Below are 14,601 nucleotides of genomic sequence, written 5' to 3'. Positions count from 1 at the left end.
CGCGGTTGTTTGGGCGGGAGGACCGGGTCTGGGAGACGGGGACTCTTCTCAGGGTTGGGACTCAGCGGCGGGCGGTGGAGCCGAAGCCCAGCCTGGGGTGGCGGTCGCTCCGCCAGCGCCAGCCGCGGTTGTTCGGGTGGGACGGTCGAGGCTGGAGACTCTCCTCGGGGCTGTTGTCTCAGCGGCGGCCCGCGGTGGATCCGAAACTTAGCCGGGTGCGGCGGTTGCCCCACCGGCGCCGGCCGCGGTTGTTTGGGCGGGAGGACCGGGTCTGGGAGACGGGGACTCTTCTCAGGGTTGGGACTCAGCGGCGGGCGGTGGAGCCGAAGCCCAGCCTGGGGTGGCGGTCGCTCCGCCAGCGCCAGCCGCGGTTGTTCGGGTGGGGCGGTCGAGGCTGGATACTCTCCTCAGGGCTGTTGTCTCAGCGGCGGCCCGCGGTGGATCCGAAGCCCAGCCAGGTGTGGCGGTTGCCCCACCAGCACCAGCCGACTTTGGGGGCGTTGCGTCGTTCGCTGCCGTCGCGGCCGGTGCCGTTGCTGATCCACAGTGCCGGCGTGCGGGAGTCGAACTTGCCGTTCTCCTTGCGCAGCCGGGAGCCGATGGTCATGAAGCAATGATTGCGCTCGAGCACCGACGGCTGCTGCAGCACCCAGTGGATCCCCTCGGTGAGCAGCAGCGGACTCCGTCCGGCCTTGGTGATCGCGGGCAGCGCCTCCTCCGGGCTCCAGTTTCCCATCTCGTCGCCGCGGTCGATGCCGGTGACCAGGTACAGCGGCGCGTCGGGCAGGTCGACGTCGCGCGGCGCGAACTGGTCGACGTCGGGCATGTCGGTGACGACGAATCCGGCCTTGCCCTCGCGTCGGAGCAGCGGCGAGAGAGCCGACGCGGGCGCCCGGTCCGGGTGGATCGCCAGCAGTGCGCCGTCGGCGTCGCTGTGGTCTGCCGCGAAAGCGCGCAGGTCGGCGGCGGAAAGCTGCGCGATTTCGGGCACCCCCAGCGAGATCAGGTGGCCTGCCTGGTCCGCGAGCGACGGGAGAGCGGCGATCGACAAGTGGTTCTCCTTCGGGTTATGTTTACGTCGGTAGTAAAAGTATGCCTGGACTCAGAACTGCTGTCAAGGTAAAATTACGTCGGAGGTAAGTTTTCGATGGAGCTAGGCCTGCGAGAAGCCAAGAAGCAGGAGACACGCCAGCTGATCTCCGACCACGCGACGCGGCTTTTCCTGGAGCAGGGCTTCGAGGAGACGACGATCGCCCAGGTCGCGGCGGCCGCGCGGGTCGCGAAGAAGACGGTGACCAACTACTTCGCCCGCAAGGAAGACCTGGCTCTGGACCACCAGGAGGAGTTCGTCGCGACCCTGGCCGCCGCGGTGGGGTCGCGGGAGCCGGGGGAGTCCGCGCTCGGGGCGCTGCGGCGGGCGTTCGAGGCCGCGGTCGCCGCGAAGGACCCGGTGGTCGGGTTCGCGGGGCTGGAGTTCAGCCGGATGGTCGCCGAGAGCCCGACATTGTCCGCGTGCCTGCGAGGCCTGCACCAACAGCGGGAACGGGCCTTGGCCGACGCGCTGGCGGACGCGGTGGGCAGCGACCGGTCGGACATCACCGTCCGCACCGCGGCCGCGGTGCTCGGGGCGGTGCACCACAGCCTGTTCGAGCGGATCGAGGAGCTGACCCTGGCCGGACGGCCGGACGACGAGATCGCGGAGACGGTCGCGAAGGAGGCGCGGAGGGCGTTCGACCTGCTGGAACCTGCGCTCGGGAAGTATGCGGTGGCCTGATCTGGCAGGAGGGAGGCTGCAGCCGCAGGACAGGAGTCCGGCTCTCTCGAGCTCCCGCCGAAACCCGCGCGAAAAAAGTTCTCCCCGGGATGTCGATCCGCCCGCACCCCGATCGTCGCGTCAGTGAGACCGGTCAGTGAGACCAGTCAGCGAGACCGCCGACGAGACGACTTCAGGGGAGAGACCAATGAGTGCAGGACGACGCGAGTGGCTGGGCCTGGCGGTGCTGGCCCTGCCGACCGTGCTGTTGTCGCTGGACATGAGCGTGCTGCACCTCGCGGTTCCGCACCTCGCCGCGGATCTGCGGCCCTCCAGCACGCAATTGCTGTGGATCATCGACATCTACGGCTTCATGATCGCCGGGTTCCTCGTCACGATGGGCACCCTCGGCGACCGGATCGGCAGGCGGAAGCTGCTGATGATCGGCGGCGGCGCGTTCGGGCTCGCGTCGGTCGCGGCGGCGTTCTCGACCAGTCCGGAGATGCTGATCGCCGCGCGGGCGGTGCTGGGGATCGCCGGGGCGACGCTCATGCCGTCGACGCTCGCGTTGATCAGCAACATGTTCCAGGACCCGAAGCAGCGCGGCACCGCGATCGCGGTGTGGATGAGCTGCTTCATGGGCGGCATGGTGGTCGGCCCGGTCGCCGGCGGGTTCCTGCTGGAGCATTTCCGCTGGGGCTCGGTGTTCCTGATGGGCGTGCCGGTGATGGTCTTGCTGCTCGCGACCGCGCCGAAGCTGCTGCCGGAGTACCGCGACACCTCGGCCGGACGCCTCGACCTCGCCAGCGTCGGCCTCTCGCTCGCCGCGATCCTGCCGGTCATCTACGCGCTCAAGGAAATCGCCAAGAACGGCTTGTCCCTGACCGAAATCGTCGTGCTCGCCGCCGGTCTCGCGGTCGGCGCGGTGTTCGTCCGGCGGCAGCAGCGGCTCGAGCATCCGCTGCTGGACCTGCGGTTGTTCCGGGTGCGCGCGTTCAGCGCGGCGGTGGCGATCATGCTCGTCGGCGCGGTCACCATGGGCGGGGTTTTCCTGCTGGTCAGCCAGTATCTGCAGATGGTCGCCGGGCTGAGCACTGTCGACGCCGGGCTGTCGCTGGTTCCGCAGGCGCTCGCGGTGGTCGCCGGGTCGATGATCGCGCCTCGGCTGGCGCGCCGGTTCCGTCCGGAATTCGTACTGGGCTTCGGAATGCTCGTCGCGGCGGGCGGAATCCTGTTGTTCACGTTGGCCAGCGGCTCCGGCGGTGTGACATTCGTGGTGCTGGGCATGTCGATCGCGAGCTTCGGGATGGGGCCGCAGGGCGTGCTGTGCACCGAGATGGTGGTCGGTTCGGTCCCGCCGCAGCGCGCGGGCGCGGCTTCGGCGATGTCGGAGACCAGCGCGGAATTCGGGATTGCCATGGGGATCGCGGTGTTCGGCAGCGTCGCGACGGCGGTGTACCGGGGCCAGATCGCGGTTCCGGCACACGTGCCCGCCGCGGCGGCCGCGCAGGCGACCGACAGCATGGCCGGTGCGATGGCGGCTTCCGCGACGCTGCCCGGTGCGACGGGAGAGCAGTTGCTGGCCACCGCGCGGGATGCGTTCACTTCCGGGCTGCACACGGTGGCCGGGATCGGCGCGGCGATCGTGGTGGTGTTCGCGGTGGTCGGGATGGTCGCGCTGCGGCGGTCCACGGCGGCGGCGCGGGTTGCGGAGCCGGTGCCGGTCGCGTCTTGACGACCCGGCAGACCTGTTGTGCGGTCAGGGTTTCCACGACACACGACAGCGGGCCGGTGTCCCGAGCCAGAAGCTCGGGACACCGGCCCGCGGCAAATCTAGTGCGCCGTCAGGGTTTCCGCGCGACTCCGACCGCGACGATCCGCTGCGCCACCGTCGGGTCGCCCAGCAACGGACCGTCCGGCCACCATTCGACCACCGGCACGATCTCCGCCGGCTTGTTCGGCCCGCTCGGGATCAGCTCCATGTCGTGGAACAGTTCCTTGATCTCGGCGCGGGTGCGGGACGAGACGTCCTTCATCGAGCCATTGTGGATCGATTCGATGATGCCCTGCACTGCTTCGTCGTCCTCGGAACCGTCGTGCGCGTCGAGCAGGTGCGAGATCGCCACGTACGAACCGGACGGGAGCCGGTCGATGAATTCCTTCGTCACCTTCGCCGGAACCTCGCGGTCGCCGGTCTGGTGGTGCAGCGCGAGCAGGAACAGCACCGCGATCGGCTGGTCCCAGTCGAGGTGCTCGTTGACCGTCGGATGGTCGAGAATGCTCGGCGGGTCGAAGAAATCCGCCTGGATGTATTCGGTGAACTCGTTTTCGTCGAGCAGCGCCCGCCCGTGGCTGGCCACCACCGGGTCGTAGTCGACGTAGACGACCTTCGCGGCGGTGTCCGCGCGCTGCACGATCTGGTGCACGTTTTCCGCGGTCGGCATGCCGGACCCGCAGTCGATGTACTGGCGGACGCCCGCGTGGTAGGCGAGGAAGCGGCAGATCCGGGTCATCAGATGCCGGTTGACCCGCGCGGTCTCCGCGATGTCCGGCATCACCCGGGCGGCTTCCCTGGCTACCTGCCGGTCGATCTCGTAATTGTCTTTCCCGCCCAGGAGATAGTCGTAAACGCGGGCCGCGCTCGACTGGTTCGGGTTGACCCCCGGCGGTGCGTTGACTGCGTCGGCCACGACGCGTACCTCCCGCGTGCTGACACGGTGATAGTTGCCGTACTGAGAGTAGCGGACTTCGCCGACGTCGCGAAACCGGTGCCGCCCGGATGCCAGCCAGCCTTATTTCACCGCGCTGACCAGCGGCGACCGCGTGCTCACGCGGTCCACTCGGCACAGGACACGATCTCGAATCCCCGGCTGGGGAACACTTTGTCCAGCAGGAAGTCGTTGACGGCCTGGTCGCCGTCGGCGCATCCGTCGCGCAGCACGGTCACCTGGTAGCCGCGATCCGCCGCGTCGTAGCACGTCGCGGTGACCATCGCGCTGGTCGCGACCCCGGCGATCGCGACGCGGCTGATGCCTCGGGCACGCAGCACCAGGTCGAGGTCGGTTCCGGCGAACGCGCTGGCCCGGCGCTTCAGGACGATGACGTCTTCTTCGGCGACCGGCAGCGTCAGTTCAGTGCCGGGGGAACCCTCGTGGAAAGCGTCTCCGGCCTCGAAGAACGAGCGGTACAGCGCGCCGTCGGGCAGGTCGGTTCCGTTGTCCCGCATGGCGAAATGCACGAATACGACGAGGGTGCCGGTTTCGCGGGCCCGCGGCAGCAGGTCGGCGAGCGGCGGCACGACCTGACGGGCGAACGGGTAGCCGTCGGTGATGCCCCGCTGGATGTCGCCGATGATCAGCGCGGTGGTCATGAGAATCCCCCTTTGAGCAGTAGCCGCCATTTAACCCGGAGGCGTGCTCAGGCGTCGAAGGCGAACAGCGCTTCGAGCAGTTCCTCCGGGGTTTCGACCTGCGGCAAATGCCCGGTGCGAGGAAGCACGGTGAACGTCGAGCCCGGGATCGCGGCCGCGTAGGCCTCGCCGTACCGCGGATCGGCGATGCGGTCGCTTTCGCCCCACACGACGTGGACGGGGGTCTCGGCCTTGCCCAGCCGCTCGGCCAGGGTCGGGTCGGTCATCGCCGGACCGGTGTAGCCGACGAGTGCCAGGACGTCCGGGCTCGGGCCGCTGCTGCCGGCCGGCGGGGTCGGCGCCTTCGCCGGGTCGTGGAACGAGAACTGCTGGATCTCGGCGACCGTCTTGCCGCGGACGTCGGCCAGCGGATGGCCGTCGACCTCGATGCCGATGCCGTCGACGATCACCGCGCGGCTGACTCGCGGACTGTGCAGCAGGGCGATTTCGGCGGCCAGCCAGCCGCCGAAGGAGTTGCCCACCACGGTGACGTTCGAGACGCCGAGGTGGTCGAGCATCGCGACGTACGCCTTGGCCAGCGCGGTGACGTCGGTGAGTCCGGCGGCTTTCGGCGTGCCGTTGAAGCCGGGGTGGGTGGGGAGCAGCACTCGCGAGCGCGTGCGTTCGGCCAGCAGGCCGGCGAAACCGGCCATCGTCGCGACGCCGCCTCCGCCATGCAGCAGCAGGAAAGTCCGGGTGCGGTCGTGGTCCTGGACGCTGATCTCGACCGGACCGGAGGACGGGAACTGGAGGATCTGGGAGGAAGTCATATCAGGAAGCTTATATAAGGAAGCTTAGATAAGCAACCTGTTCTGAACCGGGGTAGGCTTCCCGGCCATGAGGTACCGCCACGCCGACGTCGCACTGGCCGTTAAGCGCCTGCAGCACCGCCATCACCGCGCGCTGAGTCAGGCACTGCAGCCGCTCGGGCTGTCGCTGGTGCAGTGGGATACGTTGCGCCACTTGGACAATCACCCGGAGGCATCGCTGCACGACCTCGCCGTGCTGACCTTCCAGACCGACCAGTCCTTCGGCACGCTGGCCGCGCGGATGGTCGACCGCGGCCTGATCGAGCGGGTGCCCGGCCCGGGTCGCGCGGTGCGGCATCGGCTGACGGAGAAGGGCGCCGAGTTGCGGGCGGCGGGGCAGGAACTGGCGGATGCGGTGGTGAAGACGTCGTTCAGCCGACTGTCGGCGGCTCAGTTGAATGAGTTGGGCGCGTTGCTGGACGTCGCGCTGGAGTCTGACCCGGCGTAACCGGTCAGCCGTTCGGCGAGAGCGCGCATCTGGTCGCGGAGGGCGTCCGGCCGCTCGATGGCGAACGGCCGGTCCAGCGCGGCGAGCCGGGGCGGGATCCAGTCGAGGCGTTCGGCTCGGATGCGCGCCCGCGTCCACGGGCCGTCCGCCTCCAGGATGGCGATGGACGGCGGGAACACCGCGCGGATCTCCTCCGCGGTCGCGCGGATCCGCACTGATACGTCGTGCCGGTGCGGGGCTTCGGCGATACCGGTGAGCACCTGCTGAGTGGGGTCGAAATCCGTTGGGGCGCTGAAGGTTCCGTCTTGCGGTTCGGCCCGTTCGATGCGGTCGACGCGGAACGTGCGCACCTGCCCGGCGGTTGAGTCGAAGCCGGTGAGATACCAACGGCCGGAATGCGCCACGACACCGTACGGCTCGACGACGCGCTCGCTGCTGCGGCCGTGAGCCGCGGTGTAGGCGAGTTTGACCGGCCGCTGGTCGCGCGCTGCCTCGGCGACCGCGAGCAGCACTTCGGCCTCGGCGGTGAGCGCGGCACGCGCGGGTGCGGTGAAGTCGGCGACCTCCAGCAGCGCGTCGAGCCGGCGGCCGAGCGCCTCGGGCAGCACCCGGCGCACCTTCGCGACGGCGCTTTCCGCGGCCGCGACCGAGGTGGTGACCAGCCCCGCGCGCCGGCCCGCGACCAGCCCGAGCAGGACCGCGAGCGCCTCCTCGTCGGTGAGCATCAGCGGCGGCATCCGGTAGCCCTGGGCGAGCCGGTACCCGCCGTAGCGGCCGCGCACGGAGCGGACCGGAATGTCCAGGTCGAGCAGGTGCTCGACGTACCGGCGGACAGTGCGCTCGTCCACGTCGAGCCGCCCGGCGAGTTCGGCGACGGTCCGGGTGCCGCCGCCCTGCAGGATTTCCAGCAGCGCCAGCACGCGGGCGATCGGCCGGGTCATACGGAGAATTCTCGCAATACCGGGCGGATCCTGTCCACTATTGGTTCTAGCGTGGCCACTAAGCAACCAGAGAGGAATTTGGCCGTGCAGTTGACTTCCGTCCGGATCATCACCGGTGACATCGACCGTCTGACGTCCTTCTACGAGCAGGTGACCGGCCTCGTGGCGAGCCGCCCGGCGAAGCAGTTCGCCGAGTTCGTCGGCGAGACCGCGACCCTGGCGATCGGCAGCGCCGAGACGATGGCGCTGTTCAGCGCGGGTGCGGCGGTGCCGGAGTCGAACCGGACCGTCATCCTGGAATTCCAGGTCGAGGACGTGGACCGCGAGTTCACCCGGCTCCGGCCGCTGCTCGCCGAGGTGGTGCAGGAGCCGACGACGATGCCGTGGGGCAACCGCTCGCTGCTCTTCCGCGATCCGGACGGCAACCTGGTGAACCTGTTCGCGCCGCAGACCGAGGAGGCAAGGGCTCGGCTTGCCAGGTGACGAAATCGGCTGGCCCTGCCGAGGGCCGACCGGCCAGGATCGCGGCATGACACGTGCTCTTCTGCTCGACCGGTTCCGGTGGGTCGACGGACACGCCGATCTCTGGCCGGTCTTCCGCGACGGCGAGGCGTTCGCCGAGGTGGTCAGGGCGCTGGCCGAGCCGTTCCGGGACGCGGGCGTGACCGCCGTGTGTGGGATCGAGTCGCGGGGATTCCTGCTCGGCGGGGCAGTCGCGCTGGAACTGGGCGTCGGGTTCGCCGCCGTCCGGAAGGCCGCCGGGATGTTCCCCGGCGAAAAGCTGACCCGCGAAACAGACCCGGACTACCGGGGTTTCCGGCACGTCCTGCGGATGCAGCGCTCGGCGTTGTCTCCGGGCGACCGGGTGCTGCTGGTGGACGACTGGATCGAGACGGGCAGTCAGGCGCTGGCGGTGCGTGCTTTGGTGCTGGAGGCGGGTGCGGAGCTGATCGGCTGCGCAGTGCTGGTCGATCAGCTCGGTCCAGCCGCGCGGCCGCGCCTCGGAAGGCTGCACGCGCTGCTGACCGCGGACGAACTGCCGGAGTGCTGACTACTGCCGGGAAAGCAGCATCGGCGCCCGGCCGTTCGTTTCCTTGCCGCCGCGGAGAATCTGGGCCCGTCCGGCGCCCGGCCAGCTGTTGACCCAGCTCGATCCCGGAATCTCCTTGGCCTGCTTCTTCAACGGCGCCAGCAGCCGCGCGCTTTCGCGGTACGAGCCCGCTGAGGCGCCGGTCTGGACGAGGCTCGCGAGGGAGAGCGTGACGGACACACCGTCGGCCGACCAGCCGTGGCCGAGGACCGCGTCGGCGAGCGAGGTGATGTCCTCGACGCCGCAGACGACCAGGAAATCGTCGCCGCCGACGTGCCCGACGGTGACGTCGCCGAGCCGCCGGGCGTGGTCGGTCAGTGCCCGGCCGATGGCGCGGATGAGGTCGTCGCCCGCGGCGAACCCGGCGGTGTCGTTGAGCCGTTTGAACTGGTCGATGTCCAGCCAGGCCACGACGAACGGCCGTCCGGCGTCCGCGCGGCGGGCGACGTCGTGGGCGATCGCGTCGCTGCCGGGCAGCCGGGTGAGCGGGTTGAGCGCGACCGCTGCCTCGACCTTCACCGCGGCCATCCGGCGCATCACCTCGTTCGGCCGCACCACGCCCTGGTAGCGGCCGGACGCGTCGGTCACCACGAGGTCGTCGCCGCTGTGCTCGGCTCCGCCGTCGGCGATGATCTCCAGCAGTTCGCGGGTGCCGGTGTCGATCCGGACGAGCCGCGGCGGGCCGGCCAGTTTCGCGGCGGGTTTCCCGGCGTACAGCGCGTGCCCGTACCGGCCGGTCACCGCCAGCAGGAAGCGCATCCGGTCGATCGTCCACTGTGGACGCGCCTGCTGGTCGAGCCCGACGATGGCCTTCGGCGCGTGCTCGGCGGACAGGATCGCGTGGACGTCGTCGCAGGTCGCGTCGTCGGGCAGGGTTTTGGCCTGGCGGAGGAATTCCGGGATCCGCAGTCCGGCGGCGGGCGAGACCGCCGTGGTTCCCGGCTGGTCGCCGCGTTCGGCGGTGGGCAGCACGCGTTCGGGGGCGGCGGTGGCGAACAGATTCCCTTGCACGAGACGGATTCCGGCGCGTCGCGCGACGTCGAGTTCCGCGTCGTTCTCGATTCCCGTCGCGACGAGCCGCAAATCAGTCTGCGTGGCGAATTGCACCAGCGCCTCGACAAGCGCGACCGTCGCCGCGTTCGCCGGAAGCCGCCGCAACGTCGCGCGGTCCAGTTTGATCATCTCGATCGGCGCTTCGGCGAGGAGATTCATTGGCAGGCCCGCGGCGCCGAGCCGGTCGAAAGCCAGCCGGAAGCCGAGGTCGCGGAGCCGGTGCAGGCCCTGCAGCAGAGTGCCCGGATTCGGGACGGCGAGCGGGGCGGTGACTTCCAGTACGACGTCGGCGGGACGGCGGCCCGCGCGTTCGAGGGTCTGCAGCAGCGGGATGAACCGCTCGGCGGGGGCGCCGGCGGCGCTGGCGCTCAGGTTGAGATGCAGCGACACCCCGGCCGCGACCTGCGGGGCTGCGGCGGCCGCCCGGGCGGCGAGGTCGAGGTCGGCGTCGATCAGCTGGGCCTGGTCGCCCGCCGCGTCGAGGAGGTCCTGGACCCAGCCCGCCGCGGGATGCCCGACCGCTTCGACTGCGACAGCCGAGCCGCTGTAGAGGCTGTACAGCGGCTCGAAGGCGAAACGGACCTGGTCGGCAGGGGCGAGCACACGCAAATCCTCGCCCGGAACGCACGGATCTCCACAAAACCGTTATCTCCCGTTGACCTGCCCGGCCGGCGGCCGAACCGGAAAACTCTTCGGGATCGGGGACTGTGCTCGGGATTCGCGACCGCGCGGGGCAAACCCGCGGTATGGCCCGTGACCACCATCACAAATCGGCTACGAACCACACGTGACCAGGCGTGATGGCTTGACCACGAGCGATGCGCCAGCGGCGTGCCGTGAGGGGAACCCTAAGAGACTCAGAGTCCGTGAGGGTTCCCCTCACGACAGGCCGGTGTGCTAGCCCCATTCGCCGGTGATGTACCGAAGGTCGCCCATGCGCAGATCGTCGTCCTGAAGCGGCGGCAGGCCGTTGTCGGCGAGCAGCTCCCGGACGGTGCTTCCCCGCACCTCCCAGCCGAGCCCGGTCAGGTAGGGAGCCGCTTCGTTGCGCTCGCCGAAGTAGCGCAGCCTCGTCATGTCGGTGTCGAAACCCTCGCCGCGCCATTGCTCGGAGATGCGGTCGAGGCGTTCCTTCGTCTTGTCCTCGTCGCCGGGACGCGGGTTGGGCCGGTTTTCGGTGGCGACCCGGCTTCCCGGCGCGCTGAGTTCTGTGATGGTGTCCAGCAAGCGATCTTGTGCTTCGGGCGGCAGATATCCCAGCAGGCCTTCGGCGCTCCACGCGGTCGGCCGGGCCGGGTCGAAACCGGCGGCGCGCAGTGCGGCGGGCCAGTCCTCGCGCAGGTCGACGGCGACCGCTCGCCGGTCCGCGGTGGGCTCGGCGCCCAGTTCGGCCAGGGTGCGGGCCTTGAACTCGACCACCGGCTCCTGGTCGATCTCGTACACCACGGTTCCGTCCGGCCAGGGCAGCCGGTAGGAGCGCGAGTCCAATCCGGACGCCAGGATCACGGCCTGGGTGAGGCCCGCGTCCGCCGCGGCGAGGAAGAACTCGTCGTAGAACTTGCCGCGGATCTTGGCCGCGTCGATCCAGATCTGCCCGACGAGGGCGCCGGAGGCGGACGCGCCGGACGCCAGCTTGGCGAGCAGGTCGACACCGACTGCCTGCACGAGCGGTTCGGCGAACCGGTCGGAGAACAGCGTGCCGTCCTCGCGGGTGGCGATCGCCCGCGCCGCCGCGGCCATGGTCGCGGTCGCGCCGACGCTGGACGCCAGGTCCCAGGTGTCTCCGTCGTGCCGGGCAGAAGTCATTGAGCCGCCTTGTCTTTCGCCGGGTGTCGAGACCGCAACCTACTCCGATCCCGACACCGTGTCGCACAGTTCGCCAGGTTTCTTCCGTCGCCGCGTCGGAGCGCCCGGCCCGGCGTGCTGCGTAGCGTGCTGGGCATGACGGCTGCCGCGCGGTTGCTGGAAACCTTGGCGCAGTGGGGAATCGAGCACGTCTTCTGCTGTCCCGGGACCAGCGAGATACCTGTGCTCGACGCTCTTGCCGCCAGGCGAGGCGGACCCGAGTTCGTGCTGACCACGCACGAGGCGATCTCGGTGTCCATGGCCGACGGTTACGCGCGCGCCTCCGGCCGGATCGGCGTGGCCTACCTGCACACGAACGTCGGCGTCGCGAACGGCCTGGCACATCTGTACGCGGCGCAGGTCGCGCGCAGCAGCGTCGCGATTCTCGCTGGCATCAAAGGGACGGCGACCCTCCCGCACCGCGCATTGACGACTTCGCCACGGTTGCTCGAAACAGCCGCGCCGTACGTGGGTCACGCCTGGCAGAACCTCCGCGCGGAGGACCTGCTGGAAGATCTCAGCCGGACGCTGTGGCACACCACGGTCGTTCCGGAGCAACCGGCGATTCTCACGATCCCGCAAGACCATCTGACGGCCGAACCCGGCGTCGCGCCTCCGGTCCGCCGGGGTGCGCGGCAAGGCCCGGCCGCGGAAGCGGTTCGGCACGCGAGCGCGCTGCTCGACGCGGCGCGGCGGCCGGTGGTCGTCGCTGGATCGGACGTCGCGCGGCGGCGGGCCGAGGCAGACCTGGAGCGGTTGGCTGAACGGCTTGGCGCGCCGGTGTTCGTGGAGTCCCGGCGGGACCTCGAACGGTGGTCGTTCCGCACGGATCATCCGCACTACGCCGGAGTGTTCGACCCCCGCGCGCCGCTGCTGGCGGACGCCGACCTGCTGGTGCTGGCGGGCATGCCGACGCCGCTGGAGTTCTCGGCCGAGGTCGCGGCGCTGCCGTCCGGCGTCCCTCTGCTCCATCTCTCTGAAGACGCGGCCGAGCCGGGCCGCCGCTACGTGCCAGCTGGGGCGGTTGTCGGCGACACCGCGGCGGTGCTGCGCGAGCTGGCGGCAGGGGTCCGCGCGCCTTCTCGCGACGAATGGCTTGCCCGGGTGCGGAAGGACAGTGAAGCCCGGCGAGCCCGCTGGGAGGCCGAAGTTCCGTGGGACGGGGAGTTCAGCGCTGCGCTGGCGATGCGCATTCTCGCGGACGTCATCGGCGGGGAACGGCTGTTGGTCCTCGACGCGGTCACCTCGACGCTGCCGTTGCTGCGGTTTCTCCAGCGCACGCGGGCGGATTCGCTGTTCGCCACCGCGAGCGGCTCGCTCGGCTGGGGAATGGGAGCCGCGGCGGGGGTGGCGATGGCGCGGCGCGAGCGAGTGCTCGCGGTGGTCGGCGACGGCGTGGTCCAGTTCGGTGTGCCGGCGTTCTGGACCGTCGTGCGGTATCGGCTGCCGGTGACCTATCTCGTGGTGAACAACGGGAAGTACCAAGCCGTGGTCGCCGGTCTGAAGAAAAGCGGGGGCGAGCGCGACGAGTATCCGCTCACCGACATCAGCGGCGTTGAGATCGCCACGTTGGCGCAGGCATTCGGCATCAAGGCGACGAAGGTCGACGACGCCGACGGGCTGCGAGCCGCACTCGCCGAGGACCCGGAGGACGGCCCGCGGCTGATCGAGGTCCGCGTGAATGACGAGTTGTGGCAGTGATTCCGAACCCGCACCAGGATTGGCAGGCGACGCACATGGCCCGGTGGGATATCCGCGAGGCAGACGGGCAGATCTACTCCGGCGGTTGGCGTAGCGGAGGGGGAGGCACGCAGCCGGTGGTCTCGCCGGGCGACGGCGGGAAAGTCGGCCTCGCAGGTATCGCCGACCAGCACGACGTCGAGCGGGCCGGAGCGCGCGCCGCGCAGGCGCAGGCCGAATGGAGCCGAGCGTCGTACCGGGTGCGGGCCGACGTCCTCACTCGCGCAGCGGACGCGTTGCGCGAAATCCGCGCCGACGTCGAGGACGTGCTCGTGCGCGAAAGCGGCTCGCTGCCCGCCAAGGCGAAGCACGAGGTCGACAAAGCGATCGACGAACTGATCGCCGCGGCCGGGCTGGTCACGATGTCGCAAGGCGATCTCCTCCCGGTGGAAGACCCGACGACGCTGGGCTTGGCCCGGCGAATCCCCGTCGGTGTCGTCGGGGTGATCGCGCCCTGGAACGCGCCGTTGATGCTCGCCATGCGCTCGGTCGCCCCCGCAATCGCGCTGGGCAATGCGGTGCTGGTCAAGCCGGACGTGAAGACTGCCTTCTCCGGAGGCGCAGTGCTCGCGCACATCTTCGAGCAAGCCGGGCTGCCCGACGGCGTACTGCACGTGCTGCCCGGGGGTGCCGCGACCGGCGAGGCTGTGGTGCGTTCGCCGCACACGAACGCGATCTCGTTCACCGGCTCGTCCGCCGCCGGCCGCCGAGTCGGCGAGATCGCGGGCGGCCTGCTCAAGCGGGTAGTGCTCGAACTCGGCGGCAACAACGCGTTCATCGTGCTGGCGGACGCCGATCTCGACCGAGCCGTGGCCGGTGGCGTCGGCGGAACTTTCCGGCACCAAGGCCAGATCTGCATGGCCACCGGACGGCACCTCGTCCACGAAAGCATCGCCGATGAGTACGTCGAACGGCTCAAAGCAGCCGCCGAGAAACTGCGGCTCGGCGACCCGAAGGCACCGGGGACGACCCTCGGCCCGCTGATCACGACCGCGCAGGCCGAGCGGGTGCACGGCATCGTCGAGGCCGCGGTCGCCGGGGGAGCGCGGGTCGTGCACGGGGCCACGCACGACGGCGCGTACTACCAACCGACCATCCTGGACGGCGTCACAGCTGACAACGCGGCTTTCCGCAGCGAGATCTTTGGCCCGGTTGCGCCGGTAACCCGCTTCTCGACCGAAGAAGAGGCGCTCGAACTGGCCAACGCGACCGAATACGGCCTGTCCGCGGCGATCCACAGCCGCGACGTCGCGCGCGCCCTCGGCTTCGCTTCGCGGTTGCGCGCCGGGATGGTCGCGCTCAACGGCCAGACCATCTACGACGCCGCGCACATCCCGATGGGCGGCCTCGGCGCGTCCGGCAACGGCGGACGGCACGGCGGGCATTGGAACCTGGACGAATTCACCTACTGGCAATGGGTGACGGTTCCGACGATCCAGCACTGAGGGTTTCCGACACCGCGTCGGACTTTCCTACACGGTGTCGGAAACCCCTGGCGGAGATTCCCGCAGCG

At 70.0% G+C, this 14,601-nt stretch carries 14 protein-coding genes; 7 read left to right on the top strand and 7 right to left on the bottom strand.

Annotated features, from left to right (window positions below):
- Positions 1 to 421: 421 nt before the first annotated feature.
- Positions 422 to 1,051: a DUF5701 family protein gene (locus tag ABD156_RS42685; RefSeq protein WP_344286977.1), complete on the bottom strand. Its 630-nt coding sequence runs from the start codon at positions 1,049 to 1,051 to the stop codon at positions 422 to 424.
- A gap of 96 nt (positions 1,052 to 1,147) precedes the next feature.
- On the opposite strand from ABD156_RS42685, the gene ABD156_RS42680 reads away from it, so the two are divergent.
- The gene (locus ABD156_RS42680; RefSeq protein WP_344286975.1) at positions 1,148 to 1,774 is read left to right on the top strand and encodes a TetR/AcrR family transcriptional regulator; all 627 of its coding nucleotides are present in this window, start codon (positions 1,148 to 1,150) and stop codon (positions 1,772 to 1,774) included.
- 187 nt (positions 1,775 to 1,961) lie between these two features.
- Complete coding sequence (locus tag ABD156_RS42675) at positions 1,962 to 3,488, top strand: MFS transporter (protein ID WP_344286973.1); 1,527 nt, start codon at positions 1,962 to 1,964, stop codon at positions 3,486 to 3,488.
- Positions 3,489 to 3,597: 109 nt separating this feature from the next.
- Here the strand turns inward: ABD156_RS42675 and ABD156_RS42670 are convergent, their stop codons facing one another.
- The 3 genes from ABD156_RS42670 to ABD156_RS42660 all read right to left on the bottom strand — a co-directional run bounded on the left by ABD156_RS42670 (position 3,598) and on the right by ABD156_RS42660 (position 5,932).
- Positions 3,598 to 4,443, bottom strand: coding sequence for an SAM-dependent methyltransferase (locus ABD156_RS42670; protein ID WP_344286971.1), 846 nt, complete (start codon positions 4,441 to 4,443; stop codon positions 3,598 to 3,600).
- A gap of 137 nt (positions 4,444 to 4,580) precedes the next feature.
- Positions 4,581 to 5,123 (bottom strand): cysteine hydrolase family protein, encoded by a 543-nt coding sequence (locus ABD156_RS42665; RefSeq protein WP_344286969.1) that lies wholly within the window; start codon positions 5,121 to 5,123, stop codon positions 4,581 to 4,583.
- Between the two features lie 47 nt (positions 5,124 to 5,170).
- A complete protein-coding gene (locus ABD156_RS42660; RefSeq protein WP_344286967.1) occupies positions 5,171 to 5,932 on the bottom strand; it encodes an alpha/beta fold hydrolase in 762 nt (253 codons plus the stop codon).
- Positions 5,933 to 5,999: 67 nt separating this feature from the next.
- On the opposite strand from ABD156_RS42660, the gene ABD156_RS42655 reads away from it, so the two are divergent.
- Positions 6,000 to 6,419 carry a MarR family winged helix-turn-helix transcriptional regulator gene (locus tag ABD156_RS42655; protein ID WP_344286965.1) on the top strand — a complete coding sequence of 140 codons (420 nt, stop codon included), beginning with the start codon at positions 6,000 to 6,002 and terminating at the stop codon, positions 6,417 to 6,419.
- Here ABD156_RS42655 and ABD156_RS42650 read toward each other — a convergent pair.
- Complete coding sequence (locus ABD156_RS42650) at positions 6,362 to 7,360, bottom strand: helix-turn-helix transcriptional regulator (protein ID WP_344286963.1); 999 nt, start codon at positions 7,358 to 7,360, stop codon at positions 6,362 to 6,364. The two genes, ABD156_RS42655 and ABD156_RS42650, sit on opposite strands and share 58 nt — an antisense overlap.
- 84 nt (positions 7,361 to 7,444) lie before the next feature.
- Here ABD156_RS42650 and ABD156_RS42645 point away from each other — a divergent pair, with 84 nt between their 5' ends.
- Together ABD156_RS42645 and ABD156_RS42640 are read left to right on the top strand one after the other, a co-directional pair.
- A complete protein-coding gene (locus tag ABD156_RS42645) occupies positions 7,445 to 7,843 on the top strand; it encodes a VOC family protein (protein ID WP_344286961.1) in 399 nt (132 codons plus the stop codon).
- A gap of 46 nt (positions 7,844 to 7,889) precedes the next feature.
- The gene (locus tag ABD156_RS42640; RefSeq protein WP_344286959.1) at positions 7,890 to 8,411 is read left to right on the top strand and encodes a phosphoribosyltransferase family protein; all 522 of its coding nucleotides are present in this window, start codon (positions 7,890 to 7,892) and stop codon (positions 8,409 to 8,411) included.
- Here ABD156_RS42640 and ABD156_RS42635 read toward each other — a convergent pair whose 3' ends face one another.
- Together ABD156_RS42635 and ABD156_RS42630 are read right to left on the bottom strand one after the other, a co-directional pair.
- Positions 8,412 to 10,106 (bottom strand): bifunctional diguanylate cyclase/phosphodiesterase, encoded by a 1,695-nt coding sequence (locus ABD156_RS42635; protein ID WP_344286957.1) that lies wholly within the window; start codon positions 10,104 to 10,106, stop codon positions 8,412 to 8,414.
- Positions 10,107 to 10,400: 294 nt separating this feature from the next.
- A complete protein-coding gene (locus ABD156_RS42630; protein WP_344286955.1) occupies positions 10,401 to 11,309 on the bottom strand; it encodes an SAM-dependent methyltransferase in 909 nt (302 codons plus the stop codon).
- A 135-nt stretch (positions 11,310 to 11,444) separates the two neighbouring features.
- Here ABD156_RS42630 and ABD156_RS42625 point away from each other — a divergent pair, with 135 nt between their 5' ends.
- Both ABD156_RS42625 and ABD156_RS42620 read left to right on the top strand, forming a co-directional pair.
- Complete coding sequence (locus ABD156_RS42625) at positions 11,445 to 13,049, top strand: thiamine pyrophosphate-binding protein (protein ID WP_344286953.1); 1,605 nt, start codon at positions 11,445 to 11,447, stop codon at positions 13,047 to 13,049.
- Complete coding sequence (locus ABD156_RS42620) at positions 13,040 to 14,533, top strand: aldehyde dehydrogenase family protein (RefSeq protein ID WP_344286950.1); 1,494 nt, start codon at positions 13,040 to 13,042, stop codon at positions 14,531 to 14,533. The genes ABD156_RS42625 and ABD156_RS42620 overlap by 10 nt, the downstream gene beginning before the upstream one ends.
- The last annotated feature ends 68 nt before the right edge of the window (positions 14,534 to 14,601 follow it).

This window comes from Amycolatopsis albidoflavus (assembly GCF_039525725.1).
Classification (GTDB): Bacteria; Actinomycetota; Actinomycetes; order Mycobacteriales; family Pseudonocardiaceae; genus Amycolatopsis; species Amycolatopsis albidoflava.
Note: the sequence above shows the minus strand (reverse complement) of the source record. Positions and strands in the feature narration are given on the sequence as shown.

Excerpts from the sequence above, each read along its gene's own strand:
- ABD156_RS42630 (WP_344286955.1), bottom strand. The coding sequence starts at position 11,309 with ATGACTTCTGCCCGGCACGACGGAGACACCTGGGACCTGGCGTCCAGC.
- ABD156_RS42680 (WP_344286975.1), top strand. The coding sequence starts at position 1,148 with ATGGAGCTAGGCCTGCGAGAAGCCAAGAAGCAGGAGACACGCCAGCTG.
- ABD156_RS42640 (WP_344286959.1), top strand. The coding sequence starts at position 7,890 with ATGACACGTGCTCTTCTGCTCGACCGGTTCCGGTGGGTCGACGGACAC.
- ABD156_RS42655 (WP_344286965.1), top strand. The coding sequence starts at position 6,000 with ATGAGGTACCGCCACGCCGACGTCGCACTGGCCGTTAAGCGCCTGCAG.
- ABD156_RS42665 (WP_344286969.1), bottom strand. The coding sequence starts at position 5,123 with ATGACCACCGCGCTGATCATCGGCGACATCCAGCGGGGCATCACCGAC.
- ABD156_RS42650 (WP_344286963.1), bottom strand. The coding sequence starts at position 7,360 with ATGACCCGGCCGATCGCCCGCGTGCTGGCGCTGCTGGAAATCCTGCAG.
- ABD156_RS42625 (WP_344286953.1), top strand. The coding sequence starts at position 11,445 with ATGACGGCTGCCGCGCGGTTGCTGGAAACCTTGGCGCAGTGGGGAATC.
- ABD156_RS42660 (WP_344286967.1), bottom strand. The coding sequence starts at position 5,932 with ATGACTTCCTCCCAGATCCTCCAGTTCCCGTCCTCCGGTCCGGTCGAG.
- ABD156_RS42675 (WP_344286973.1), top strand. The coding sequence starts at position 1,962 with ATGAGTGCAGGACGACGCGAGTGGCTGGGCCTGGCGGTGCTGGCCCTG.